Source organism: Kaistia dalseonensis (assembly GCF_030814715.1).
Classification (GTDB): Bacteria; Pseudomonadota; Alphaproteobacteria; order Rhizobiales; family Kaistiaceae; genus Kaistia; species Kaistia dalseonensis.
Genome location: NZ_JAUSVO010000004.1, coordinates 207541 through 232463, shown reverse-complemented (window position 1 = coordinate 232463; position 24923 = coordinate 207541). Strand labels below are relative to the sequence as shown.

The 24923-nt window shown below is 65.7% G+C and carries 26 protein-coding genes; 9 read left to right on the top strand and 17 right to left on the bottom strand.

Features of this window, described 5'->3' with window-relative positions; all coding sequences use genetic code 11:
• Positions 1-10 precede the first annotated feature (10 nt).
• Genes QO014_RS14915 through QO014_RS14895 form a run of 5 tightly spaced genes read left to right on the top strand, consistent with a single transcriptional unit; the run spans position 11 to position 4681 of the window.
• Positions 11-841 carry a phosphoenolpyruvate hydrolase family protein gene (locus tag QO014_RS14915; protein WP_266349519.1) on the top strand — a complete coding sequence of 277 codons (831 nt, stop codon included), beginning with the start codon at positions 11-13 and terminating at the stop codon, positions 839-841.
• Between the two features lie 47 nt (positions 842-888).
• On the top strand, positions 889-1290 hold the full coding sequence (locus tag QO014_RS14910; protein ID WP_266349518.1) for a cupin domain-containing protein: 402 nt from the start codon (positions 889-891) through the stop codon (positions 1288-1290).
• Positions 1291-1342: 52 nt separating this feature from the next.
• Positions 1343-2389: a sugar phosphate isomerase/epimerase family protein gene (locus QO014_RS14905; protein WP_266349517.1), complete on the top strand. Its 1047-nt coding sequence runs from the start codon at positions 1343-1345 to the stop codon at positions 2387-2389.
• A gap of 25 nt (positions 2390-2414) precedes the next feature.
• On the top strand, positions 2415-3836 hold the full coding sequence (locus tag QO014_RS14900) for a Gfo/Idh/MocA family protein (RefSeq protein ID WP_266349516.1): 1422 nt from the start codon (positions 2415-2417) through the stop codon (positions 3834-3836).
• On the top strand, positions 3833-4681 hold the full coding sequence (locus tag QO014_RS14895) for a sugar phosphate isomerase/epimerase family protein (RefSeq protein WP_266349515.1): 849 nt from the start codon (positions 3833-3835) through the stop codon (positions 4679-4681). Before QO014_RS14900 ends, QO014_RS14895 begins: the two co-directional genes overlap by 4 nt.
• Before the next feature lie 15 nt (positions 4682-4696).
• Here QO014_RS14895 and QO014_RS14890 read toward each other — a convergent pair whose 3' ends face one another.
• From QO014_RS14890 to QO014_RS14880, 3 genes are all read right to left on the bottom strand, one after another.
• Entirely contained in the window at positions 4697-6154 is a 1458-nt protein-coding gene (locus tag QO014_RS14890; protein WP_266349514.1) for a GntP family permease, read from the bottom strand.
• Positions 6155-6157: 3 nt separating this feature from the next.
• A complete protein-coding gene (locus QO014_RS14885) occupies positions 6158-7222 on the bottom strand; it encodes a patatin-like phospholipase family protein (protein ID WP_266349513.1) in 1065 nt (354 codons plus the stop codon).
• Positions 7223-7671: 449 nt separating this feature from the next.
• Complete coding sequence (locus tag QO014_RS14880; RefSeq protein ID WP_266349512.1) at positions 7672-9537, bottom strand: glycerophosphodiester phosphodiesterase family protein; 1866 nt, start codon at positions 9535-9537, stop codon at positions 7672-7674.
• Positions 9538-9735: 198 nt separating this feature from the next.
• Here QO014_RS14880 and QO014_RS14875 point away from each other — a divergent pair, with 198 nt between their 5' ends.
• A complete protein-coding gene (locus tag QO014_RS14875; protein WP_266349511.1) occupies positions 9736-10473 on the top strand; it encodes an SDR family oxidoreductase in 738 nt (245 codons plus the stop codon).
• A 65-nt stretch (positions 10474-10538) separates the two neighbouring features.
• Positions 10539-11171 carry a GNAT family N-acetyltransferase gene (locus QO014_RS14870; protein WP_266349510.1) on the top strand — a complete coding sequence of 211 codons (633 nt, stop codon included), beginning with the start codon at positions 10539-10541 and terminating at the stop codon, positions 11169-11171.
• 6 nt (positions 11172-11177) lie between these two features.
• On the opposite strand, the gene phnN is transcribed toward QO014_RS14870, so the two are convergent.
• The 9 genes from phnN to phnG form a co-directional block, all read right to left on the bottom strand.
• Positions 11178-11744, bottom strand: a complete 567-nt coding sequence (phnN, locus tag QO014_RS14865) for a phosphonate metabolism protein/1,5-bisphosphokinase (PRPP-forming) PhnN (protein WP_266349509.1) — start codon at positions 11742-11744, stop codon at positions 11178-11180.
• 7 nt (positions 11745-11751) lie between these two features.
• Positions 11752-12903 (bottom strand): alpha-D-ribose 1-methylphosphonate 5-triphosphate diphosphatase, encoded by a 1152-nt coding sequence (locus QO014_RS14860; protein WP_266349508.1) that lies wholly within the window; start codon positions 12901-12903, stop codon positions 11752-11754.
• Positions 12904-12969: 66 nt separating this feature from the next.
• Positions 12970-13680 (bottom strand): phosphonate C-P lyase system protein PhnL, encoded by a 711-nt coding sequence (phnL, locus tag QO014_RS14855; RefSeq protein ID WP_266349507.1) that lies wholly within the window; start codon positions 13678-13680, stop codon positions 12970-12972.
• The gene (phnK, locus tag QO014_RS14850) at positions 13677-14465 is read right to left on the bottom strand and encodes a phosphonate C-P lyase system protein PhnK (RefSeq protein WP_266349924.1); all 789 of its coding nucleotides are present in this window, start codon (positions 14463-14465) and stop codon (positions 13677-13679) included. The genes phnL and phnK overlap by 4 nt, the downstream gene beginning before the upstream one ends.
• Positions 14465-14971 carry a GNAT family N-acetyltransferase gene (locus QO014_RS14845; RefSeq protein WP_266349506.1) on the bottom strand — a complete coding sequence of 169 codons (507 nt, stop codon included), beginning with the start codon at positions 14969-14971 and terminating at the stop codon, positions 14465-14467. Before QO014_RS14845 ends, phnK begins: the two co-directional genes overlap by 1 nt.
• Positions 14968-15894, bottom strand: a complete 927-nt coding sequence (locus QO014_RS14840; RefSeq protein ID WP_266349505.1) for an alpha-D-ribose 1-methylphosphonate 5-phosphate C-P-lyase PhnJ — start codon at positions 15892-15894, stop codon at positions 14968-14970. The genes QO014_RS14845 and QO014_RS14840 overlap by 4 nt, the downstream gene beginning before the upstream one ends.
• Positions 15891-16985 (bottom strand): carbon-phosphorus lyase complex subunit, encoded by a 1095-nt coding sequence (locus QO014_RS14835; protein WP_266349504.1) that lies wholly within the window; start codon positions 16983-16985, stop codon positions 15891-15893. The genes QO014_RS14840 and QO014_RS14835 overlap by 4 nt, the downstream gene beginning before the upstream one ends.
• A 3-nt stretch (positions 16986-16988) precedes the next feature.
• On the bottom strand, positions 16989-17603 hold the full coding sequence (phnH, locus tag QO014_RS14830) for a phosphonate C-P lyase system protein PhnH (protein WP_266349503.1): 615 nt from the start codon (positions 17601-17603) through the stop codon (positions 16989-16991).
• The gene (gene phnG, locus QO014_RS14825; RefSeq protein ID WP_266349502.1) at positions 17603-18073 is read right to left on the bottom strand and encodes a phosphonate C-P lyase system protein PhnG; all 471 of its coding nucleotides are present in this window, start codon (positions 18071-18073) and stop codon (positions 17603-17605) included. The genes phnH and phnG overlap by 1 nt, the downstream gene beginning before the upstream one ends.
• Positions 18074-18168: 95 nt before the next feature.
• On the opposite strand from phnG, the gene phnF reads away from it, so the two are divergent.
• Positions 18169-18918, top strand: a complete 750-nt coding sequence (phnF, locus tag QO014_RS14820; RefSeq protein WP_266349501.1) for a phosphonate metabolism transcriptional regulator PhnF — start codon at positions 18169-18171, stop codon at positions 18916-18918.
• A gap of 16 nt (positions 18919-18934) precedes the next feature.
• On the opposite strand, the gene phnE (QO014_RS14815) is transcribed toward phnF, so the two are convergent.
• From phnE (QO014_RS14815) to phnC, 4 genes are all read right to left on the bottom strand, one after another.
• Complete coding sequence (gene phnE, locus QO014_RS14815; RefSeq protein ID WP_266349500.1) at positions 18935-19825, bottom strand: phosphonate ABC transporter, permease protein PhnE; 891 nt, start codon at positions 19823-19825, stop codon at positions 18935-18937.
• The gene (gene phnE / locus QO014_RS14810) at positions 19822-20706 is read right to left on the bottom strand and encodes a phosphonate ABC transporter, permease protein PhnE (protein ID WP_266349499.1); all 885 of its coding nucleotides are present in this window, start codon (positions 20704-20706) and stop codon (positions 19822-19824) included. Before phnE (QO014_RS14810) ends, phnE (QO014_RS14815) begins: the two co-directional genes overlap by 4 nt.
• A gap of 86 nt (positions 20707-20792) precedes the next feature.
• A complete protein-coding gene (phnD, locus tag QO014_RS14805; RefSeq protein ID WP_266349498.1) occupies positions 20793-21725 on the bottom strand; it encodes a phosphonate ABC transporter substrate-binding protein in 933 nt (310 codons plus the stop codon).
• 62 nt (positions 21726-21787) lie between these two features.
• Positions 21788-22597, bottom strand: a complete 810-nt coding sequence (gene phnC, locus QO014_RS14800) for a phosphonate ABC transporter ATP-binding protein (RefSeq protein WP_266349497.1) — start codon at positions 22595-22597, stop codon at positions 21788-21790.
• A gap of 184 nt (positions 22598-22781) precedes the next feature.
• On the opposite strand from phnC, the gene QO014_RS14795 reads away from it, so the two are divergent.
• Positions 22782-23393 carry a DapH/DapD/GlmU-related protein gene (locus QO014_RS14795; protein WP_266349496.1) on the top strand — a complete coding sequence of 204 codons (612 nt, stop codon included), beginning with the start codon at positions 22782-22784 and terminating at the stop codon, positions 23391-23393.
• Between the two features lie 57 nt (positions 23394-23450).
• On the opposite strand, the gene QO014_RS14790 is transcribed toward QO014_RS14795, so the two are convergent.
• A complete protein-coding gene (locus QO014_RS14790; protein ID WP_266349495.1) occupies positions 23451-24920 on the bottom strand; it encodes a glucosamine inositolphosphorylceramide transferase family protein in 1470 nt (489 codons plus the stop codon).
• Between the last annotated feature and the right edge of the window lie 3 nt (positions 24921-24923).

Genomic DNA, 24923 nt, shown 5'->3' with positions numbered 1-24923 from the left:
AGGAAGGCGGATGCCTCTCATTCCCCGCCAGGACATCCTCGCGAAATTCCACGACATGGTGCGCCGGCGCGTGCCGATCATAGGTGGCGGCGCCGGCACGGGCCTTTCGGCCAAATGCGAGGAAGCCGGCGGCATCGACCTGATCATCATCTATAATTCCGGCCGCTACCGCATGGCCGGGCGCGGCTCAGCCGCGGGCCTGCTCGCCTATGGCAATGCCAATGAGATCGTCAAGGACATGGCGCATGAGGTGCTGCCGGTGGTGAAGCGCACCCCCGTGCTCGCCGGCGTCAACGGCACCGACCCCTTCGTGCTGATGCCGCAATTCCTGGCCGAGCTGAAGCATATGGGCTTTTCCGGCGTGCAGAACTTCCCGACCATCGGGCTCTTCGACGGCGTGATGCGGCAAAGCTTCGAGGAGACCGGCATGGGCTACGGGCTCGAGGTCGACATGATCGCCGCGGCGCACCAGCTCGACCTCCTCACAACGCCCTATGTGTTCAATCCCGACGAGTCGCGCGCCATGGCGGAGGCCGGCGCCGACGTGATCGTCGCGCATATGGGCGTCACCGTCGGCGGCTCGATCGGCGTGACATCCGCAAAGACGCTCGAGAGCTGCGTCGGCGAGATCGATGCGATCGCGGAGGCCGCGCTCAAGGTGCGCCCCGATATCATCGTGCTCTGCCATGGCGGCCCGATCGCGCTTCCCGAGCACGCCGAGTTCATCCTGCAGAACTGCGCCCGCTGCCACGGCTTCTATGGCGCATCGAGCATGGAGCGCATCCCGGTCGAGGATGCGCTGACCGAACAGACGCGGCGGTTCAAGGGGCTGGCGTTCTAGGGAGGAACGCCCGTCCGCCGCCAAAAGGACGCCAGAGGGAGGAAGACATGGCCGGCACGTTCGTCATCGCGAAGGATACAGCGCAGGAAGTACTCGACTGGGGCAAGCTGCGCTGGATGAGCCATCCGCCGACGACCGGCGCCGGCCAGTTGACCGTCATCGATGTGACGCTCGCGCCGGGAAAGGGTCATAACTTCCACAAGCATCCCGACCAGGAGGAAGTGATCTACGTCGTCGCCGGCTCGGTCGAGCAGTGGATCGACCGCGACAAGCGCGTGCTGGGCGCGGGCGACGCCGCCTTTATCCCGGCCGACATGGTCCACGCCTCGTTCAATGTCGGGGCCGGCGACGCCCGCATCGTGGCGATCCTCGGTCCCTGCGTCGGCCCCACCGGTTACGAACTCGTTGACGTGGCGGCGGAAGCGCCGTGGAATGAACTGAGGCCGTAAGAGCCGGGGCGGAGAAACATCCGCCCGAGACAGAGCGATCTGGGAGGATCCGATGACCAACAACTATCCGAAGCTGCATAATGCCGCCTGGCCGGGCGTCGTCGGCAAGGGCGGCGATTCCGAGCCGATCATTCCCTTGGACACGCTGCTTCGCCTGACCGCCAATGCAGAGGTGGACGGCGTCAAGTTCGACGGCATCGACCTCTTCATCACCGCGCCGCATTTCGACATCGACAGCGATCCCGACGCGGTCAAGCGGATGAGCGACCATATTGCGAGCTATGGCCTCAAGGTCGGCTCCTTCGTGGCGCCGATCTGGGGCGGCGCGGGCGGCGGCTCGGCGATGGGCTCGGCCGATGATCGCAAGCGCTTCGTCGAACAGGTCCGCAAGGCCTGCGCCATCGGCCGGCAGATGCGCGACCTCGGCATCCGCCCGACCGGCGGCATCCGGATCGATTCCTCCGTCGGCGTCGAGGCCTGGGACAAGGATCCGGTCGGCAATACCAGGCTGATCGCCCAGACCTTCTCGGAGGCCGCCGACGTCGCCGAGGATTATGACGAGTATCTCGTGGCGGAAGGCGAGATCTGCTGGGGCGGCATGCATTCCTGGCGCGAAATGGTGAAGCTGCTCGAGCTCGTCGATCGCCCCGGCGTCGTCGGCTTCCAGGCCGACATGGCCCACTCCATGCTTTACACGCTCGGCTACAATGCCGAGGCCGATCGCATCCTGCCCAAGGATTACGACTGGTCCGACAAGGCCACGCTCGACGCTGCCTATCGCAAGGTCGCCGATGCGCTCAGGCCCTGGACGATGGATTTCCACGTCGCGCAGAATGACGGCACCGTCTTCGGCTCCGGCGACCATGAGAAGACCGGCCGCCACTGCCAGGTCACCGATCCGAACGGCCGACTCGATATCCCGAAGCACGCCGGATACTGGCTGCGCGACCGCGAGGGCAACCTCACCCGCCGCATGCGCCACATCGCCTGGGACGGCTGCATGTTCCCCAACAGCGTGATGGAGGACCAGCAGACCTGGAACAATGTGCTCGGCGCCATGATCAAGGTGCGCGAGGCGCATGGCTGGCGCGAAGACTAACAAAAGCGGCCGGGGAGGCAACAAAATGGCAACAACATTGAACGTCGGCATGGTCGGCTATGGCTTCATGGCGCGCGCCCATTCCAACGCCTGGAGCAAGGTTTCGCACTTCTTCGACACCGGCTATCGCCCGGTCCTGAAGGCGGTCGCCGCCCGCAATAACGAGAAGGCCAACGCCTTCGCTGCCATGTGGGGCTATGAAAGCGTCGAGAGCGACTGGAAAAAGCTGATCGAGCGCAAAGACATCGACGTCATCGATATCTGCACGCCGAACGACAGCCATGCCGAGATCGCGATCGCCGCCGCCAAGGCCGGCAAGATGGTGACCTGCGAAAAGCCGCTCGCCCGCTCCACCGCAGAAGGCCTGCCGATGGTGGAAGCCGTCGAGAAGGCCGGCGTGCCGAACATGGTCTGGTACAATTACCGCCGCGTCCCGGCGGTCAGCCTGATCAAGCAGGTCGTCGACCAGGGCCTGCTCGGCAAGATCTATCACTATCGCGCCAAGTTCTTGCAGGACTGGACGATTTCGCCCGATGTGCCGCAAGGCGGCGCCGCGACGTGGCGGCTCGATGTCGACGCCGCCGGCTCGGGCGTCACCGGCGACCTGCTCGCCCATTGCATCGATACCGCGCTTTGGATCAATGGTGACATCAAGAACCTGACCGCCATGACGGAGACCTTCGTCAAGGAGCGGAAGAACGCGCTGACCGGCAAGATGCAGAAGGTCGGCATCGACGATGCGGCGGCGGTGCTCACGCATTTTTCGAACGGCTCGCTCGGCACCTTTGAATCGACCCGCTACGCCCGCGGCCACAAGGCGGCCTATACGCTTGAAATCAATGGCGAAAACGGCTCGTTTGCCTGGGATCTGCACGATCTGAACCGCGTTTCCTGGTTCGACCATCGCACCCCCGGCGCACTGCGCGGCTGGACGTCGATCCTCGTCACCGATGGTGAGCATCCCTATCTCGGCAAATGGTGGGTGCCGGGGCTGATACTCGGCTACGAGCACTCCTTCGTGCATCAGGTCGCCGATTTCCTGCGGGGTCTCGCCGATGGCGTGCCGGCCGCGCCGACCTTCCGCGATGCGCTGGCGACGACGATGGTCTGCGACGCGATCATCAATTCGGGCAATAGCGGCCAATGGGTCGACGTCGAGCATCCCGACGCGGTCGGAGCCGGAAAGACTGCGAAGCGCAAGCCGTCAGGCGCCAAGGCTGCCGAAAAGACTGCTGCCGAAAAGCCCGTAGTCGCCAAGACCAAGCCTGCGGCGACAAAGGCTGCGGCCGACAAGCCGGCGAAGGTAGAGGCCAAGCCCAAAGCCTCAGCCGGCAAGGCGAAGACGGGCGGCAAGGTTGCGGCCGCAACGGTCAAGGCCGACAAGGTCAAGGCGCCTGCGGCAGAGAAGACGCCCAAGGCCTCGAAAAAGGGGAGGAAGGTCAAATGAAGCTCGGCTTCAACCTTCTTCTATGGACCACCTATGTCACCGAAGACCACCTGCCAATCTTCGACCGCCTCAAGGCCGCGGGCTATGATGGCGTGGAAATACCGGTCTTCGAAGGAACGGTGGCGCATTATCAGAAACTCGGCCGGTATCTGGAGGATGCCGGCCTTGACTGCACGACGGTGATGGTGATGCCGGGCGGGGGCAAGAACGCCATCTCCGCCGATCCGGCCGAGCGTCGCGGCGCGCTCGATCACATCAACTGGGCCACCGACTGCTCGGAGGCGCTCGGCGCCGAAGTGCTCTGCGGCCCGTTCCACCAGCCGCTCGGCCTGTTCTCGGGACATGGCCCGACCGAAGCCGAGAAGGCGGATTGCGCCGAGGTGCACAAGGCGGCGGCGCGCTATGCGGCCAAGGCCGACCTCAAGCTCTCGATCGAGCCGCTCAATCGCTTCGAATGCTATTTCCTCAATACGGCCCGCGCCGCGAAAGCGCTGGTCGAGGCGGTCGACGAGCCGAATTACGGCTATCTCTATGATACGTTTCACTTCAACATCGAGGAGAAGAGCCAGCCCAAGGCGATCCACGCCACCGCCTCGGCCATCAACCATGTCCATATATCCGAGAATGATCGCGGCACGCCGGGCACCGGGCCGATCGACTTCGGCTCCGTATTCTGGGCGTTGAAGGCGGCCGGCTATGATGGCTGGATGACGGTCGAGGCCTTCGGTTCGGCCTTGCCCGACCTCGCTGCCGCCACCCGGGTCTGGCGGCCGCTCTTCGACAAGCCCGCCGACGTCTATCAGGGCGCGATCAAGCTGATGCGCAAGGGCTGGGCAGCGGCCTGAGCCGCCGCCTCCCCGCTAGAACGAGCCGAACACCGTGCCGAGCCCGATCACCGCGACCAGGGCGATGATCGCGCCGACAATGCCGACCATGACGATGTCGAAATAGCTCTTGCCATGCGTCGAGCCGCAGACGGCGAGCAACGTGACGACAGCGCCGTTATGGGGCAGGCTGTCGAGCGTTCCCGCGCCGATGACGGCGACGCGGTGCAGGAGCGCCGGGTCGATGCCCTGCTCGGCCGCGAGCTTCATATAGGTCCCGCCGAGCGCGTCGAGCGCGATGGTGAGGCCGCCCGAGGCCGAGCCCGTCAGCGCGGAGAGGATGTTGGTCGCGATCGCCAGCGAGACCAGCGGCCCGCCATCGATCGAAAGCACCCAATCCCTGACCAGCGCGAAGGCCGGCAAGGCGGCGACGACGGCGCCAAAGCCGACGAGGCTCGCCACGCTGAAGGCCGGCAGCACGGATGCGTTGGCGCCGGCATCGATCGTGGCGCGCATCGCGGGAAGCTTGCGGCCGCTGATCGCGAGCACCGTCAGGATCGCCGCCGTCAGGGCGACGATGACGGACCAGACGCCGCCGACGGCCGTGATCGAGGTGCCGCCCCAGGCGGCTTCGGCGAGATAGCTGGTGTCCATGCGCGGCAGGACGACGAAGCTCATGATCAGATTGACTACGACCACGACGACGAGCGGCAGCGCGGCCGCCCAGATCGGCGGCGCGGCGGGGCTCAGCGCGCCATGATGGATTTCGGCCGGATCGAATTCATGTGCGGTTCCGGCCCGCTCGCGGATCAGCGGATCGTCCGCCGCCTCGTCCACCGTCACTGTGGCCGCCTCGTCGCCGAAGCCCTCGCCGGCCTTGCGCGCCGAGGCCTCGGCGCGCGCGAGCCACCAGAGGCCGAAGGCGAGCATGATCGCCGAGGCGATGATGCCGAGGCCGGGCGCCGCAAAGGGCGTCGTGCCGAAGAACGGCATCGGGATCGCGTTCTGGATCGCGGGCGTTCCCGGCAGGGCCGACATGGTGAAGGTGGATGTGCCGAGCGCGATCGCGGCCGGCATCAGCCGCCGCGGCACGCCGGCGGCGCGGAACAGCGCGATCGCCATCGGCGCCAGCACGAAAAAGGCGACGAACAGGCTGACGCCGCCATAGGTGACGATCGCGCCGGCGAGGACGACCGCCAGTATGGCGCGGCGCTCGCCGAGCTTGTCGACCATGAAATTCGCGATCGCCGTGACCGAGCCGCTATCCTCCATCAGCTTGCCGAACAGCGCACCGAGCAGGAAGATCGGGAAGAACTGCGCCAGGAAGCCCGCAGCGCTCGACATGAAGGTCTGCGTCCAGTGGGCGAGCAGCGGTTCGCCTGAAAACAGCGCCGCGATCAGCGCCCCGATCGGCGCCAGCAGCAGGATGCTCCAGCCGCGAAAGGCGAGCGCGATGAGGAGGCCGAGGCCGACGAGAATGCCGAGGAGACCCATGCGTCAGACACCTTCAAGCATTTGGTCGAGGTCGAGCGAGGACTTCTTGCCGATGCTGTCGCCGTGCTCGGCCAGGAACGTGTCTGCCGATTTGCGGCCCTCGTCGCGCAGCATGCTCAGGAAGGTCCATTCCGCATTGAGTTTCGAGGAATAGCCGAGCTTGCCCATGATCTCGTTCGGGACCATGTGGATGCGCATCTTCGCCCATTGCGCGCCCTCGGTGTGGCCGGCATCGGCGACCTGTCGCAACAGCGCGATCATGCGCAGTTCCTTGAGCAGAACCGCATTGAACGACACCTCATTGAGGCGGTTCAGGATGTCGCGCGCGGTCTTCGGCGTGCCGGCCCGCTCGATCGGGTTGATCGGGATGAGGATCGTATCGTCCGACTCGAGATAGCGCACCAGCGGCGTCATCGTCGGATTGCCCGAATAGCCGCCATCCCAATAGCTCTCGCCATCGATCTCGACCGCCTGGAACATGGTCGGCAGGCATGCAGACGCCATCAGCACGTCGGGCGTGACCTCCTCGTTCTTGAAGAGCCGGACGCGGCCGGTGCGCACATTGGTGGCCGTGATGAAGAGCTTGATCGGCGACTGTTTCAGCAACTCGAAATCGATCGTCTTCTCCAGAATGGCGCTCAACGGGTTCTTGCCGGCGGGATTGAGATCATAGGGCGAGAATAGCCGCGACATGATATCCATGGTGACGAAGAGCGGCGAATTGTCGAGGGTCCATTCGCCGAGCAGGATATCGAGCGGGCTGCGCTGGAACGGGCTGAAACGCGCCGAATCCGACACCGTCCGCCAATAGGTTTCGAGCGCTGCGCGCGCACCTTCCGCCCCGCCCTTGACATAGCCGGAGGCCAGGACGGCGGCATTCATCGCGCCGGCGGATGTACCGGATATGCCGTCGATCTTCAGCCAGGGCTCCTCCAGCAGGCGATCGAGCACGCCCCAGGTGAAAGCGCCATGCGAGCCGCCACCTTGCAGTGCGAGATCGACGAGAACGGGCTCGCGGGTGGATGAGGTGTTCACGCCCGCTTCGGGGGCTGCGTCTTGGCTCGACATAGGACCTCATGGGCTGCTGGCACTCTCGCCATAGGGCAGAGCCAGATAAGCCACGGTCGATGAATTTACCATGTCAGGCAAGCAAATTCGTCTTCGGCGCTTCAATTCGGGATGCCCGACAAGACCTTTCAGCCGACCTATAAAGCAACATTGATGCATCAACATGCCAATCACCGATATAATATTGTATCTATTGGCCTATTCTATCCGTCTCAACGCTGTGCATATCGTATCATTCGGCTGCATAGTGGACATCGCATGACGAACAGTCGACACAATCGGGCAGTGTTCAGGGCGAAAAGACCATGGCTAGACAGCACAGCGGCGATCAGGAGCCGGATGGGCGCGAACTTCGATCTTGCTCATCCGCAGGAGAGCATCAACTTTGCTGCATTGCACACTGAAACACTATCGGCCCATTGATTGCGTCGTTCCGTCACGCGGAGCGCTCAATAATCGGCCATTGGCGCCCAGCGGGCGGGATCGAGCACCTGACGACCGCGCAGCAGCGCGCTCCTTACGCGCAGGAAGGCCTGCTCCGCCGGGCCAAGCGCGTGAAAGGCCCGGATCGTCTCGATGGCAAGTCCGGGATCGTCGGTGATCAGATTGTCGGCGCCATCGAGCATGGCGGAGACCATCGCCTCCGCCGTATCCGGCTTCCAGACATGCACGGCGCGGCCGATCTGGTTCAGCCCCTTGATCCGTCCCGGCGTCGCAAAGCGCTGGGCGATCGCGTAGAAATCGACATCGAGCGCGGCGAGATTGCCGAGGCCCGTCGCCACGATGAAGCCGACGGGGAGTACCGGATCGATGCGGCGGACCGACTGCAGCGTCCGAAGGTCGAGCGAAGAGACGACCGCCTCGTCCTCCATACCCGTCTCCCGGAGCACCGCAATTGTCCGCCCGGCGAGGTCCACGCCGTGCCCATTAGCCTTCATCTCGATATTGAGCTTGATGCGCCCCTTGGCGGCGAGCGCAAAGGCGCGCAGCGTCGGAACGCGCTCGGCGGCAAAGGCGGGATCGAACCATGATCCGACATCGAGATCGCGTATCTCGTCATAGCGCAGTTGCCAGATCGAGCGCGGAAGGCCGGCGACACGGCGCAGATCCGTGTCGTGCAGCACGATGACCTCGCCATCCAGCGTTTCCTGCACGTCGATTTCGGCATATTGCGCACCCGCGGCGATCGCCTTCTCGAGCGCCGCCAGCGTGTTCTCCGGTGCGCCGATCGAGCCCGCGCGGTGGGCGGTAACGCTGACCGGCTTGTCGACATCGAGCAACCGGACGGTCCACACCAGTTGCAGAGCGGATATCACCGGCAAGGCCAGGCACAGGGCCGCAATGACCGCCCATCGAAGCGGGCGGAACCGGGCCGGCAGGGGATCATGGTCCTCGGCTGAGGGCACCGCGCGGCGGCCGTCCGCCAGATAGAAATGGGTCGCAATCACGGCGAGCGCGGCGCGCGCGAGGCTCGCCACCAGGCTGATCGCCACGGCATTGACCAGAACGAGCGCCATGCCGGTCCGCGCCAGTGACGCGAGCGAATTCTGCGGCGATAGCATCAGGTCATTCACAAAGGCGACGAGGCTCGCCACCAGCATGGAGACGATGAGCCAGCCCGCGCCCCAGCCCAAAAGGCGCAGAGCGAGACGCCGCCTCCGGCCGGCCGAGGCCACGGCGGAGAGCGCGAGCGCGCGCACCGGCGAAACGTCATGCATGAGCGCGATCGGCACGGCGAGGCACCAGCGCAACGCCAGCCAGAATGCCGCCGCTGTGGCCAGGAGCGCGATGAAACCGACCAGCGCCACCGCGACGACGAAGCGTGGCGGCCAGACCGTCACGTAGAAATAGATATCGGCATCGGAGAGCAGCAGCGCCTTGGCGGCAAAGGCCGTCGCGGCAACGGGCAGGAACAGACCGAGCGCCGATATGAACAGGATTGCCGCGATGCCGATCAGCACCGGCAGGCGCCGCACCAGCCGTGCTGCGATCCGGGCCGGCCGCAGCCTTTCGCCTTCTATTCCAGCCCTGACGATCAGGCTGGCGCCGCCATAATCGACCGCCAGCAACGCGATTGTCACGATCGCCGCCGTCGCCAGCGTCAGGAAGCCCAAGGGCGAGAGAAAGAAGCCGATCAGCGCATCATTGCCGGTGAAGGGATCGTCGGCGAGCGCGATGATTGCCTGCAGGAGCGCGAAGACCAGCGGGTCGAGCACCAGCAGCATGACCAGCCCGATGCCGGCCTCGAAGAGGATCAGCGGCCCGATGACCCGCTTCAGCCAGGGCCAATGCGCGGTCCAGTTCGATCGCCCCATGCCCTGATTCCGTCTCGAGCGCCGCACTGCGCCGACGCTAGGCCCACGGACCGCGTCCCGCAACCATGCCATGCCGCCGGAAGGCGCCGGCCGATCCTCTCCGCCGTTTGAATTGGGGAGACAATCGAAGGCGGCTATGGTTCGATCGGATCAAGGTCCGCGCATTTCGCACAGAAGGACCGCTATCGGGAGGATCAGATGAAGACTGCACTCGTCACGGGCGCATCGCGCGGGCTCGGCGCTGCGATGGCAAAGGCGCTTGCGGCGGCGGGATGGGCCGTTGCCGTCAACTATGCCCATGACGATGCCGGCGCCGCCCGCGTCGTCGACGACATCGCCATGCTCGGCGGCAAGGCGGCCAGCTTCAAGTTCGACGTGACCGACAAGGCCAGCGTGCGCCACGGCATCGCGACGATCGCCCACGAACTGGCCCCGGTGGAGCTGATCGTCAACAACGCCACCGGCCCGCAGCCGATGATGCCGATCGAAGACCAGAGCTGGGACGATCATCTCGACCAGTTGCGTTTCTTCGTGAAAGCCCCTCTCCTGCTGCTGCAGACGGTGCTGCCGGACTGGAAGACGCGCAAGGTCGGACGGGTGATCAATATCGGCAGCGAAGTGGTCGATATCGGCAATCCGGATTTCGGCCACTACGTCGCGGCCAAGGCAGCGATGGTGGGCCTGACACGGTCATGGGCGCGCGAGCTCGGCCCCTATGGCATCAATGTGAACCTCGTCGCGCCCGGCTTCGTTCCGGTCGAGCGCCATGCGACGGCGACTGCCGACGATATCGAGGATTACCGCCGGGATGTGCCACTGGCGCGCATGGGCGTGCCGGAGGAGATCGCCGCCACGGTGGGCTTCCTGGCCTCGCCGCAGGCCGATTTCATCACCGGCCAGACGATCGCGGTCAATGGTGGACGCACGCTCGCCTGAGATTGACGCCGACGCCGTGATGCGCTCCAAAGCATGCCGAAACATTTTGCATGAAGGAGCAGGCGTTGACCGATACGCCGCGCGCATACAACCTCCGGCAGGCCCATCTCTCGGACCTGCCGGCAGTTTACAGCATCTGCCTGAAGACCGCGAATTCCGGCCTCGACGGCACCGACATCGAGGATGATCCCGATGCGCCGGGCCATCTCTATGTCGGCCCCTATGTGGCGCTGGAGCCGGAACATGCCGTCGTGCTCGATGGCGCGTCCGGCGTGGTCGGCTATGCGGTCGGGGCGCTGGACACGGTCTCGTTCTATCATCGCATGGAGCGGGACTGGCTTCCGGTGCTGCGCGGGCGGATCCGTCATCCCGGAACCGATGAAGCGCTCTGGCAGGGCAGCGACCGCCGTCGCTCGCAGATCCATCAGCGTCGCACCGCGCCCGCGGCGCTCCTTGAGCGCTACCCCTCGCATGTCCACATCAACCTGCTGAGCGAGGCGCGCGGTGGCGGTTGGGGACGGATGGCGCTTGAAACCGTCATGCAGCGCCTTGAAGATGCCGGTTCGCCGGGCGTCCATCTCGGTGTCGGACGCACCAACGAGAAGGCGCAGGCCTTCTATCGTGCGCTTGGCCTTCAGGAATATCCGCTCGCCGAAGAAGCGGACACGGTGATCATGGTCAAGCGCTTCCTGCCCTGAGCAGGATTATCCGGCCGGCGAGCCGACATGCAGGGCGCGCAGGAAATCGACCAGCGCGGCCCCGGTCTCCGCGATCGGGCGATCGTTCTGGATGATGAGATCCGGCACGATTCCATCCATGCAGGCGGCTTCGCGGCCGAGCCGCTCGGCCACCGCCTCGGCCGTCTCGCGTCCGCGCTTGGCGAGCCGCGCGGCCAGAACGTCCACCGGCGCCGTGACGCTCACGATGAAGACGCGGGCAAAGCGCGCCCGCGCCGCGTGGATCGCGCCGCGCGACAGGTTGCAGACCGCGATCGTGCCCGCCTCCGTCGCCGCGATCGTCTCCAGCGGCAGCGCATAGCCGAGGCCATGGGCGCGCCAGGAGAGCGCGAACGCGCCTGAAGCCTCGCCAGCCTCGAAGCGCGCCAGATCGATCGTGTCGTGATCCTCGAAGGCGTTGGCCGCCCGCGTCACCAGCCGCCGGACAAACAGGAACTCCTGCTCCCCGGCAAGCGCCCGGCGCGCATGATTGATCAGCGTATCCTTGCCGGCGCCGCTTGGCCCGACAATGGCGACGAAGCAGCCCGTGCCCATATTCGCCTCACGAAACCCTGCGGCCCTCGCGCCAGACCTGGCGCACGATCGGTGTGGTATCGGCGAGCTTGACGCGCACGAGGTCGGCGCGCAGGCCCGGAGCGATCGCGCCGCGATCATCGAGTCCGGTGGCCTCAGCGGGCGTCAGCGTCACGGTGCGGATCGCCGTCGGCAGGTCGATATTGGCGGCGCGGCGCGGCAGCTCGAAGGCCGACATCAGCAGGCTCGCCGGGACATAATCGGACGAGAGAATGTCGAGCAGGCCGGCGCGCGCCAGCTCCTCAGCCGCGACATTGCCCGAATGGGACCCGCCGCGCACGATATTGGGGCCGCCCATCATCACGTCGATGCCGGCATCGCGCAGCGCCTCGGCGGCTGCAATCGTCGTGGGGAATTCGGCGAGCGCGACGCCATTTTCCGCCGCTTCCTCGGCATGGGCCGCGGTCGCGTCGTCATGGCTCGCCAGCACGGCGCCGAACTCTTCCGCGATCTCGATCAGCCGCGCGCGATTGTCCTTGGCGTGCAGCCGGTGCAATTCGAGCCGACCGCTGATCATCCGCTCGGCCTGCGCCTCGGTGACGCCCTTGTTGCGCAGGTAGAACTTGCGCCAGGTCTCGAGATCCTGGAACTGGCGCTGGCCGGGCGTGTGGTCCATCAGCGACATCAGGTGGACAGGATAGCGCGCCGTGAAGGCTTCCAGATGCTCGATCACATCGGGGGTCGCGATCTCGCAGCGAATATGGGTGCGATGATCGACGCGCAGATGCCCGGTGGCACGGGCAGCGTCGATCGCATCGGCGAGCGTCAGCAGATCGGCGCCGATCGTCTTGACGTCGACATCCGAGCCGGCGCGGAGCGAATCGAACACGGTGGTGATGCCGGCCGCAGCAATCTGCGCGTCATAGGCCATGACGGAAGCGAGCGCGTGCCAGCGCACATGCGGGCGCGGCGAGAAATGGCTTTCGAGATGGTCCGTGTGCAGCTCGACCAGGCCCGGCACGAGATAGTCGCCCTCGAGATCGAAGCCCCGCTCCGGCGCGGTGCCCTCGCCGGTCTCGACGATCTTGCCGTCCGCGACGGCAACCCACCCATTCTCCACGACCAGATCGGGGAGCACCATGGTGGCATTGGTCAGGACATATTCCCGCGGATCGTACATCGTTCTCTCTCTCATCCAGACATTCGGCATGGCTGCGCGGCACAAAAGGGCCGGCCGAATCGCGCTTCAGGCCGCTTCTTTACCCGCGAATTGCGTCACATCGACGATGCGGTCCGCAACAAGGTCACGAACATCCTCGTCGTGAAAAATGCCGACGATCGCCGCGCCGGCCTTCTTCTTCTCTTCGATCAGCCGCACGACGACGGCGCGGTTGACCGCGTCGAGCGAGGCGGTCGGCTCATCCAGCAGCAATAAAGGGCGTTCGGCGGCAAGGCCACGGGCAATGTTCACGCGCTGCTGCTCGCCACCGGAAAAAGTCGCCGGCGGCAGGCTCCAGAGCCGTTCGGGCACGTTGAGCAGGGTCAGCAGGCGCTCGGCCTTCGCCCAAGCCTCGCACTGCCCGACCCCGCCCTCCGACGCGGCGCCCGCGACGATATCGAGCGCGGAGACGCGCGGGATGACCCGCAGGAACTGGCTGACATAGCCCATGACGGACGCGCGGAGCGCGAGGATGCGGCGCGGCGCGGCGCTCGCCACATCGACCATCTCCTCGCCGTCGCGCAGCAGGATGCGGCCTTCGTCGCAGCGATAATTGCCGTAGATCATCTTGAGGATCGACGATTTGCCCGCACCCGACGGGCCGCCGAGCACGACGCATTCGCCGGGCATGACGGAGAAGCCGACATTTTCGACGACGCCGATCTTCATGCCCTCGCGCAGATGCAGCGTGAAGGTCTTGGAAACGCTTTCGAGCGTGAGGCGCGGTTGGTCGGTCATGCTGCGAGCACCGATGAAACGAGGAGCTGGGTATAGGCTTCGCGCGGATCGTCGAGCACCTGGTCGGTCAGGCCGGTCTCGATCACGCGGCCATGGCGCATCACCATGATCCGGTGCGACAACAGCCGCGCCACGGCGAGATCGTGCGTGACGATGATCACGGCGAGGCCGAGTTCGGCGACGAGGCCACGGATCAGGTCGAGCAGGCGCGCCTGAACCGACACGTCGAGGCTCGACGTCGGCTCGTCCATGAAGACGAGACGGGGATGCGTCACGAGGTTGCGCGCGATCTGGAGCCGCTGGCGCATGCCGCCGGAAAAGCTCTTCGGCAGGTCGTCGATGCGCTCGGCCTCGATTTCGACGCGGGTCAGCCAGTCGGTGGCGGTATCGCGGATGCGGCCATAATGGCGCGCGCCTACCGCCATCAACCGCTCGCCGACATTGCCGCCGGCCGAAACGCTCATGCGCAGGCCATCGCGGGCATCCTGGCGCACGAAGCCCCAATCGGTCCTGAGCAGGAAGCGACGCTCGGCCTCGGAAAGATCGAAGAGGTTCCGCGTCTCGCCATCGCGCATGCGATAGTCGAGCGAGCCGGAGGTCGGCGGCAGCTCGGTCGAGAGCAGGCCGAGCAGTGTCGACTTGCCGGAGCCGGATTCGCCGACGACGGCCAGAACCTCGCCCTCATAGATATCGAACGAGACATCGGCGCAGCCGAGCCGCGCGCCATAATGCTTGCCGAGATTGCGGGCGGAGAGAAGCGGAAGATCGTTCAGATGTGCGCTCATCATGCGCGCTCCTCGATGAGGTCCACGGCCAGACCCGGCTCGGCCGATTGAGCGGCCGGTGGCGGATCGAGCCGGAAACTGAAGCCATATTTCTCGAAGCCGAGGCTCTCGTAGAAGGCGTGCGCCTTCTCGTTCCGCATGCCCGACGACAGCGCCACCTTGTAGGCGCCCTTCGCTTCCGCAATCTGGAACGCGGCCCGCATCATGGCGCGGCCGATGCCGCCGCCTTGGCGGCCCTCGGCGACGACGACATTTTCAACGAGCGCGGTCGGCGTGCCCCAATGGGCGATATTATCGATGACCATCAGCGCGAAAGTGCCGACGACCACGCCCTCGATCTCGGCGAGATAGGCCGCGAAATCGGGATAGAGCGCCATGCGGGCGAAGATCGCCCTGGCCTCGTCCAGCGTGACGACTCGGCCATTGTTGAAACTCGGCTGGCCGTAGAGCGCCAGCAGGACGGGCAGATCGGCCTCCGTCGCCTTGCGGATCGAGAGCTCGCTCATGTCGCCTCGCCCTCGACGGCCGGCGCCGTCTTCAGGAAGGCCGGTTCTTCGCCGGACAACTCACCCCGATGCCCTTCCGCCCGCCGCTCCTCGCAGAAATCGCTGTCGGAGCAGACGAACATCCGCCCGCCGCGATCATCGAGCACGACTTCATCGAGATAGACATTCTCCACGCCGCAGAGCGCGCAGGGCGTGTCGAAGGTCTGCACCTTGAACGGGTGGTCCTCGAAATCGAGGCTGCGCACCTTGGTAAAGGGCGGCACGGCATAGATGCGCTTTTCGCGACCCGCGCCGAAGAGCTGCAGCGCCGGCGACATGTCCATCTTGGGATTGTCGAATTTCGGCGTCGGCGACGGGTTCATCACATAGCGGCCCGCGACCTCGACCGGATAATCATAGGTCGTCGCGATATGGCCGTGGCGGGCGATATCCTCATAGAGCTTCACATGCATGAGGCCGTAATCGGCCAGCGCATGGAGCTTGCGCGTTTCGGTCTCGCGCGGCTCCAGGAAGCGCAGCGGCTCGGGGATCGGCACCTGGAACACGATCGTCTGCTTCGCCGTCAATTCCCGCTCGGGAATGCGGTGGCGCGTCTGGATGATCGTCGCGCGCTTCGTTTCCGTCGTCGTCTCGACGCCGGCGGTCTTGGCGAAGAACTTGCGGATCGAGACGGCGTTGGTCGTGTCGTCCGAACCCTGGTCGATGACCTTGAGCACGTCGTCCGGCCCGATGATCGCGGCCGTCACCTGCACGCCGCCCGTGCCCCAGCCATAGGGCATCGGCATTTCGCGGCTGGCAAACGGCACCTGATAGCCGGGGATCGCGATCGCCTTCAGGATCGCGCGGCGGATCATCCGTTTGGTCTGTTCGTCGAGATAGGCGAAGTTGTAGCCGGTCGACTGCGCATTGGCTGCCGCGTTCATTCCGCCGCCTCCTTCAACTCTTCCTGACGCGCGAAATATTCGGTCCGCATCTGGCGGACGAGACCGAGTTCGGCCTGGAAATCCACATAATGCGGTAGCTTCAGATGCTCGACGAAGCCGGTCGCCTGCACATTGTCGCAATGGGAGAGGACGAATTCCTCGTCCTGCGCCGGCGCGACCACGTCCTCGCCGAATTCGCGCGTCCGAAGCGCGCGATCGACCAGCGACATCGACATCGCCTTGCGCTCGCTCTGGCCGAAGACGAGGCCATAGCCGCGGGTGAATTGCGGCGGCACCTCGGCCGAACCATGGAACTGGTTGACCATCTGGCATTCGGTGACGGCGACCGGGCCGAGCGGCACGGCAAAGCCGAGCTCCTCCGGCACGAATTCGGCCTCGACCTCGCCAAAGCGGATCTCGCCGACAAAGGGGTGCGTGCGGCCATAGCCGCGCTGCGTCGAATAGCCGAGCGCGAGCAGGAAGCCCTCATCGCCGCGGGCGAGCGCCTGCAGCCGCAGATCGCGGTTCGCCGGAAAATCGAGCGGCGTGCGCGTCAGATCGCCGACATCCTCGTTCCCGGTGGCGGTCTCGGCCTCGATCAGACCCTCGCCGTCGAGGAGATCGGTCACGCGCGGCGTCGGTTCGGTCTCGGCCGGCGCTTCCACCGGCGGAGGCGGCGCGACACCGGCCGCGAGCATGAAGTCGATCAGGCGGTGCGTGTAGTCGAAGGTCGGGCCGAGCACCTGCCCGCCCGGCAGATCCTTGAAGGTCGCGGAGATGCGGCGCTCGATCGCCATGGCGCTGGTGTCGAGCGGCTGCGAGGCGCCGAAGCGCGGCAATGTCGTGCGGAAGGCGCGGACGAGGAAGATCGCCTCGATCAGATCCCCGCGCGATTGCTTGATCGCGAGGGCGGCGAGCGCCGGATCGTAGAGCGAGCCCTCGGCCATCACGCGATCGACGGCGAGCGCCAGCTGGCTTTCGATCTGCTCCGGCGCGAGATCGGCGATATGGGTCGGCCCGCGACGCTCATGGGCGAGCAGGGCGTGGGCGTTGTCGATCGCCCCTTCGCCACCCTTGACGGCGACATACATGACTCAACCCTCCGAGACGCTTGTGGTGCGCGGCAGCGCAGCAACGCGGCCGGCGCTGACGAAGACGAGATCGATGCCGCGCGGAAACTGCGCCCGGTTGGCAGCGAGCTCGGCGGTCAGGTTGGACGGCCAGGGATCGAGCGAAAGCGACGCGCGCTCCGCAATGCCGGGGCCGGCCAGTTCGAGATGGCGTCCAGCATCGAGGCTCTGGACAGCCGCGATGATGGTCGTCGAGCGGTCGGGATATTCGTCCGTGCCCTGCGCGAAGGCCGACAGGGCCGGCATCCCGGCAAGATCGACCACCAGCGCGAAGGCCGCATCCCGAGGCTTCGCGACGATGCGCACGCCGGTATGGAAGCGGAGATAGGCGACGACCTCAGCCGAAGCGGCGAGCGCGGGATCGAGCCAGAGCGTCGTTTCATGATCGGCCAGCGTCAGCGCGACGGCGGCGAGTTCGGCCGTAAGCGGCTCCGGCGCGATCAGCCCGGCAGAAAGCGTCGTGACCGTGCCCGGACGCGAGAGCGCCGTCATCGCGGCATGAAAATTAGCCTGCGCCGCGATGACGGGATCGGCAAAGCCGGTGGCGATCGTGGACGTTTGCGCAGTCGATGCGGACATCAGTCTTCTCCGCGGACCATGGTGAAGAAATTGACGCGCGTGGCGGCGACGCGCCGCGCCCTGGCGGCGGCTTCGGCCTCGATCCGTGCCCGGACCGGCGCGATCGCGGCTTCGACGGCCGCGCGCTCGGGACCCTGCCACAGCGCATCGAGAATGGCGGCGTTGCGCGCCTTGGCGGCGTCGCGGCCGAGCTGATAGGCGAAGCCGGTGCGCCCATCGGGCAGGCGGACCGCGGCGCGTGTCACCGTCGCCTCGCCCAGATTGAAAGGCCGGCCATCGCCGCCCATCCGGCCACGCAGCATGACGAGGCCGCTTTCGGTGGCGCGCAGATCGACGATTTCCGAGGGATGCGGCACGCCCGCCAGCGTCGCCGCCAGTTCGTCGGGCGAGGCCGCCGTGCAGGCCGCCATCAACGCCTGACGGGCGGCGATCTCGGCGGCGTCATGAAGATGTCTTGCAGGTTCTGTCATTCTGGAACCGTTCACCGGGAGGGTTTTCATCCGATTTGTCTAATGGTATAGACAATACGATGAAAAGGTCCAGTGACGATTTGATGACAAATGATATGAGCGTTCTCGACGATGCCGGCGTGACCGAGATCGCGCGCGGCGGCGGCATCGCGGCCTGGCGGCAGATCGCCGACGATATCGAAGCCGACATCGCCTCCGGCGCGCTCACGCCCGGAATGCAGCTACCGACCGAGAGCCAGCTCGCGGCGCGCTTCGCGGTCAACCGCCATACCGTCCGCCGCGCTTTGGCCGAACTCGCGACCCGCGGCCTCGTCCGCGCCACGCAGGGCCGGGGCACCTTCGTCGAGGCGCGCCCCCTCGCCTATCCGATCAGCGCCCGCACGCGTTTTTCCGAGAATGTTTCGCGCGCCGGCCGCGAGGCGAGCGGCAAGCTGCTCGATGCCGTCGTCATGACCGCCGATGCCATGGTGGCGGCGGCGCTCGCCATTCCCCTCGGCGCGCCGGTGATCCGCCTCGACACGGTCCGCCTCGCCGACGGCTCGCCGATCTCCTACGGCCACGGCTTCTTCCCGCTGCCGCGTTTCGAACGATTGGGCGATGCCTATCGCGCCTATGGCACGATCACCCGCGCGCTAGAATCGCGCGGTGTCTCGGACTATCGGCGCCTCGAGACACGGATTTCCGCGCGACCGGCCCATGCGGAGGAAGCGGCGAAGCTCGATCTTGCGCCGGGTCGGCTGTTGCTCACCGTCGACAGCATCAATGTCGATGCCACCGGCATGCGCATCCAGTTCACGCGCGCGGCGTTCTCGGCCGATCGAACGGAACTGGTCGTGGAAAGCTGAGGCGCGCCTTCGCGCCTCAGACGATCTTGGCCTTGCCGATGATGGCGAGCCGCAGCTTCGACGAAATGAAATCGATGATGGCGACCGTGACCAGGATCATCAGGATCAGGAACGCGACCTGCTGCAATTCGAGCACGCGGATCAGTTCCGTCAGATAGGCGCCGACGCCGCCGGCACCGACAATGCCGATAATGGTCGCCGAACGCGTGTTCGATTCGAAGAAATAGAGCACCTGACTCGCGATGACGGGCAGCACCTGCGGCAACAGGCCAAAGCGGACCTGATGCAATTTGCTGCCGCCCGAGGCCGTGACGCCTTCGACCGCCTTGCCGTCCGTCGCCTCGATCGCCTCCGAGAACAGCTTGCCGAACGAGCCGAAATCCGAGCAGGCGATGGCGAGCACGCCGGCGAAGGGGCCGAGACCCACCACGTTGATCCACATCAGCGCCCAGATCAGCGTGTCGACCGAGCGGATCACGTCGAAGGCGCGGCGGACCGCGAAATGGGCGAATATGTTCGGGATGACGTTCTTGGCCGCGAGGAAGGCGACCGGGAAGGCCAGCACGGCGGCAACCAGCGTACCGAGAAAGGCGATGCCGAGCGTCTCGCCGAGCGCAATCGAGAAGGCGACGAAGCGCCCCTGCGGCTCGGGCGGCATCATGAGGATGGCGAACTGGCCGAGCCGATGCAGGCCGTTCAGGATGCGGACGAGCGAGAAATTCAGCACGACCATCGCGAAGATCGCCAGCGCGATCAGGACCAGCGGGATACCGATGGCCAGGATGCGCCGGCGCATGGAAGGGCGGAAGTGCACGCCGTGACGGTCTCTCAATCCGCCGAGATCGGCGAGGGCCGCGGCACGCAGCCGCCCGGCGGACGGAGCGATTTCAGGTGCGTTGACGCTCATCGATGCTCTCCGATGCCGATCAGCCTGTGCCGGACCTGCTCCGTGCCGAGATCGATCAGGATGACCGTCGCGATGATCATCAACAGGATCGCGCTGACGTCGGTGTAATAGAAGTTGCGGATCGCAACGAGGAACTCCTGGCCGATACCGCCCGCCCCGACGAAGCCCATCACGCCCGCGCCGCGCACATTGATCTCGAAGCGCAGCAGCGAATAGGACGCGAAGCCCGGCAGAACCTGGGGCAGCACGGCGAAGCGGATCGTCTGGAACCAGTTGGCGCCGGCCGCCGACATGCCCTCGACGGGCTTCATGTCGATATTCTCGACCACTTCGGCGAAGAGCTTGCCGAGCGCGCCGACCGTGTGGATCGAGAGCGCGAAGACGCCGGCCATCGGGCCGAGGCCGAAGGCGATGACGAAGATCAGCGCGAAGACGATGTCCGGCACCGTGCGGCAGAATTCGAGGAAGCGGCGCGCCACGATGCGCGTCCAGCGGCTCTGCGCGAGATTGGCCGAGGCGAGAAAGCAGAGGCAGAAGGCGACGATCGCGCCCATGAAGGTGCCGAGATAGGCGATCAGTATCGTCTGGCCGAGCAGGCCCAGCCATTTCGGGAAATTCCAGTACCATTCCCGCATGTCGGCGAAGAAATTGCCGAAGGTCAGGACCGGAATGGTCTTGCCGATGAAGCTGCCGAAATTGCCGATATTGCCGAAGAGCGTCAGCGGGCGGACATGGGCGAGATTGGCGCTGATCAGGATCAGGACGACGATGATGCCGAGCACCATCAGCGTGCGCAGCCGGCGCGCGGAGACGGCGGCCTGGTAGGCATCGTCGAGAGCCTTGGCCTGGCCGGCCGGCAGAACGGGAATGGCTGTCGCCAAGGGGGCCTCCGATCGCTGTCGATCGCGCATCACGAAGAAGAGGCGGCCGCTGGACGGCCGCCTCCGATTTCAGGCGTAGAAGGAGCTTACGAGCTCTTCTTGCGCTGCTCGTCGTTGAACTTCACCATGTCGACGATCGGCTGATAGTCCTTGGCGGTGATCGGCGCGAACTCGATGTCCTTGCCGTCCGACAGGCCGTCGAAGGCCTTCTTGTCGTTCTTCGGCATGGAAAGGAAAGCCTCGGTGATCTGCTTCTTCAGATCGTCCGGCAGCGACGACAGGACCGAATACGGGCCCTCGGGCAGGAAGTCCGACTTGAAGACGATGCGGAAGTCTTCCTTCTTCATCGGATTACCATTGGCGTCCTTGAGGATGCCCTTGGTCAGCATGCGCGTCAGGTTGGAATCGTCTTCCGAATTCCAGGAATTGGCGGCGGCGTCGACCGTGCCCTGGGCGAGCGCGAGAACGGCGTTGTCATGGCTGCCGGCGAAGATCGCCTCGCCGAAGAACGTGTCGACATCCTTGCCGTCGCGATGCAGGAAGAAGCGCGGCGCATTGTTGCCCGAGGTGGAGTTCGGGTCGACGAGGGCGAGCTTCTTGCCCTTCAGATCGTCGATCGACTTGTTCGGGCTGTTGGCGAGCGTGTAGATGACCGAATAATAGCCGGTCAGGCCGTTCGAATGACGCGAGACGGCAACCGGCTCGGTGGCGACGCCGGTCAGCACGGCGCGGGCATAGGAGGCCGGGCCGTAGAAGGCGATCTGCGCGTTGCCGGCGCGCTGCGCCTCGATTACGGCCGCATAGTCGGTCGCCACAGCGAGCTTGACCGGAACGCCGAGCTGCTTGCCGAGATAGTCGGCCAGCGGCTGATAACGATCGGTGGTGGTCGAGGCATTCTCGGCCGGGATGACGGCGATCGTCAGTTCCGGATACTGGGCCTTCCAGTCTTCGGCATGGGCGACACCGGCCAGCGCCAGCGTGGCGACGGCGGCACCGATCAGGGTACGGCGGTTGAACATGGGGTCTCTCCGGTGGTTGGCGACGCCGTCATGGCGCCGATTGGGATGCCGATGCACGGGCATCAAAGCGCCACGGCGACGGCGTCGCCGGGCGAAAGCTCAGGTTTGGCGACAGGCGCCGTCTCGATGACGTCGTCGGCTTCCAGTCCGTAAAGGCCGCGCGCGACGTCGTCGGTCAGCAATTCCGGGGCGCCATCGAAGACGACGCGTCCGGCCGACATGCCGATCAGGCGGTCGCAATAGCCACGCGCCAGTTCGAGCGAATGGAGGTTGCACATGACGGTGATGCCGTAGTGCTTGTTGATGCGCAGCAGCGCATCCATGACGACCTTGGTGTTGCGCGGATCGAGCGAGGCGATCGGCTCGTCCGCCAGGATCACGTCGGGCTCCTGCACCAGTGCACGCGCGATCGCCACGCGCTGCTGCTGCCCGCCCGAGAGGCTGTCGGCACGCTGCGCGGCGAGGCCGGCAATGTCGAACTGCTCGAGCGCGGACAGCGCGATCGCGCGGTCCTCCTCGCTCCAGAGCCGCAGCAGGGCGCGGGGCGTCGAGACCTTGTTGAGCCGGCCCATCAGCACATTGGTTAGCACGTCGAGACGACCGACGAGATTGAACTGCTGGAAGATCATGGCGCAGCGCGCGCGCCAATCGCGCAGCGCCTTGCCGGAAAGCCGCGTGACGTCGATATCGTCGAAGGCGATCGTTCCGGCGGTCGGATCGACGAGGCGGTTGATCATCCGCAGCAGCGTCGACTTACCGGCGCCGGAGCGTCCGATCACGCCGACAAAGCTGCCGCGATCGACTGTGAGGCTGACGGCCGAAACAGCGGCCTTGTTATTGTACTGACGTGCAACGTCGTTCAGAACGAGCATGAGCATCTCCTGGGCGAGGCGATACTCCCCGATCCATGCAAATCTGATGTGACAGTCCACACCATCCGGGGACAAACCCGTAAGGACCTGTCAGCCCTGCGAATTATTCATTCGCCGGCTCATTCATCATTGCGTCATGACGATTCTGCACCTTCGCCGGCGCCCATCAGATCCGGATAGAACCATGCGATTGAGCCTCACGCCGACCGTCGACCCGACAGCCAAGATCACCCGTTCCGCCCTCGGCCGCTACACGCAGGTCGGCGCGCGCACGTCGCTGACCGAGACGGAGATGGGGGATTATTCCTACATCTCCGAGAATGGCGACGTGATCTACTCGACCATCGGCAAGTTCTGCTCGATCGCCGCGTCGGTCAGGATCAATCCCGGCAATCACCCACATTGGCGCGCCTCGCAATCCCACTTCACCTACCGTGCCTCGTATTATTTCGACGGCGAAGCGGATGAGGACTCATTTTTCGAATGGCGCCGTGACCACCACGTCACGATCGGCCATGACGTCTGGATCGGCCATGGCGTGACGGTGCTCGCCGGCATCTCGATCGGAACCGGCGCGATCATCGGCGCCGGCGCCGTCGTCAGCAAGGATGTCGGCCCCTATGAGATAGCGGTCGGCGTGGCGGCAAAGCCGGTCAAGCGGCGCTTTCCCGAGCCGATCGCGGAGCGGCTGCTGGCGCTCGGCTGGTGGGACTGGGACCATGAGCGGCTGCGCCTCGCTTTGCCCGATTTCCGCGCGCTGCCGATCGAGGCCTTTCTTGAGAAGCACGGCGGATAGGTCTCTCTGCCTTCCGTCTTCTCCTTCGTAGGCCGGGCACGGAGCGGACGCGGCTCGCTATGCCGATCGCGGACCAAACAGGTCGATCGCCTCGACCGCTCCCGTCCGGTCATAGCTGTGCAGTCCGGTATTGTCGCCCCAGGGCCGCACCCTGCTCAGCACGCGTTCGGCAAAGTCCGTCTCTGAGAGACGCTCTATCGCTGTAAAGGCGAGCGCTGCGCCATAGCCGCCGGCGCTATCCTGCGCCGGGCGGATCCATTGTCCATCGATCCGCATCAGCCGCCCCGCCGGCCGCGCGGCGGTGAGATCGACCTTGACGGGATTGCCCAGGTGCGCCGTCCAGGGACCGAAAGGGCTCGGCGCATGGAAGAGCGAGAGCGCATCCCAGCTCGACGTCCAGCGCGCCCGCGATGCCCCGAACATCCACCAGCGATCACCGATCTGCTCGATCGTCACATCGGAGAGATCGATATCGTCCATGAGCACGGCATGGAGCGTCCAGGAGGCGGGAAACGGGTCGGCGCGATAGAGCTCGACCGTCCGCCGGCCCGACGTTTCCGGGATCATCCAGATTGCGCCGTCATGGGCGAAGACGAAGGGATAGGAGAGGTGGCAATCCGTCTCCAGCACGATCCGTGGCGGCGAGACCGTGCCATCGGAGGAAATCTCGGCGCAGGAGATCACGCCCTTGCCGGTGGCATAGGGGAACTCCTCCACCAGCAGGAAGGTTCGGCCCTCCGCCTGCCAGAGAAAGGGGTCGGCATAGAAGCGGGCGCCGTCATCGGCGAGCCTGCGAAAGCCATGCGGGCCGAGGGCGGGAAAGCCCGCTGCGCCTTGTCGGGTTCGAAGCGCCACATGCCATGTCGGCCCGCGGCCGAGCAGGCGATCGAGCCGGCGGACGACGCGCCGTCGGAGGCTATCGACCAGAAACGCCGCCGGCCCTCGCCCGCCGGAGATCCCGGCCACCGGTGCCAGCCCCGCTGGCATGCCATGCTCCAGCCGTGCCACATCGCGCAGCAGCATGGCAGCGGCCCGGCCATAGAGCATGCCGAGCGCGGCGGCCGCATTATCCGGACTTTCGACCGCAGGCCGCGCCTGCGTCAGGTCGCGCCGGCCGCCTTCATCGGATAGCGAGGTCGCGAGCACAGGCGTGCGCCGATCGAGGATGGCGGCGAGGATGCCCGTCTCGAACGGGCCGCCATCGCAGGTGAGGCCGAGCGTCGGATCCGATTGCGGCGGATCAGCCGTACCATTCGCCAGATCGACGACCAGATCGGCTTTCCCGCTATCGCCCCCGGGACGATCGAGCGCCGACCACGCCCTTTCGGCCATGGCGCTGTCAGAGGGAATACCGAAGAGCAATGACTCAAGCCGCAGGAGCAGGCTGGCGCTTTCCGGCCATGGATCGGGGACTGAATGAGCAACGACCGTGACGGCATGGCCAGCCGTGGCGAGGCTTTCCACCACATGGACCTGCCAGGCTCGCAGACGGGCCGGATCGAGCTTCACCGCGATGCGCATGGCCATGAT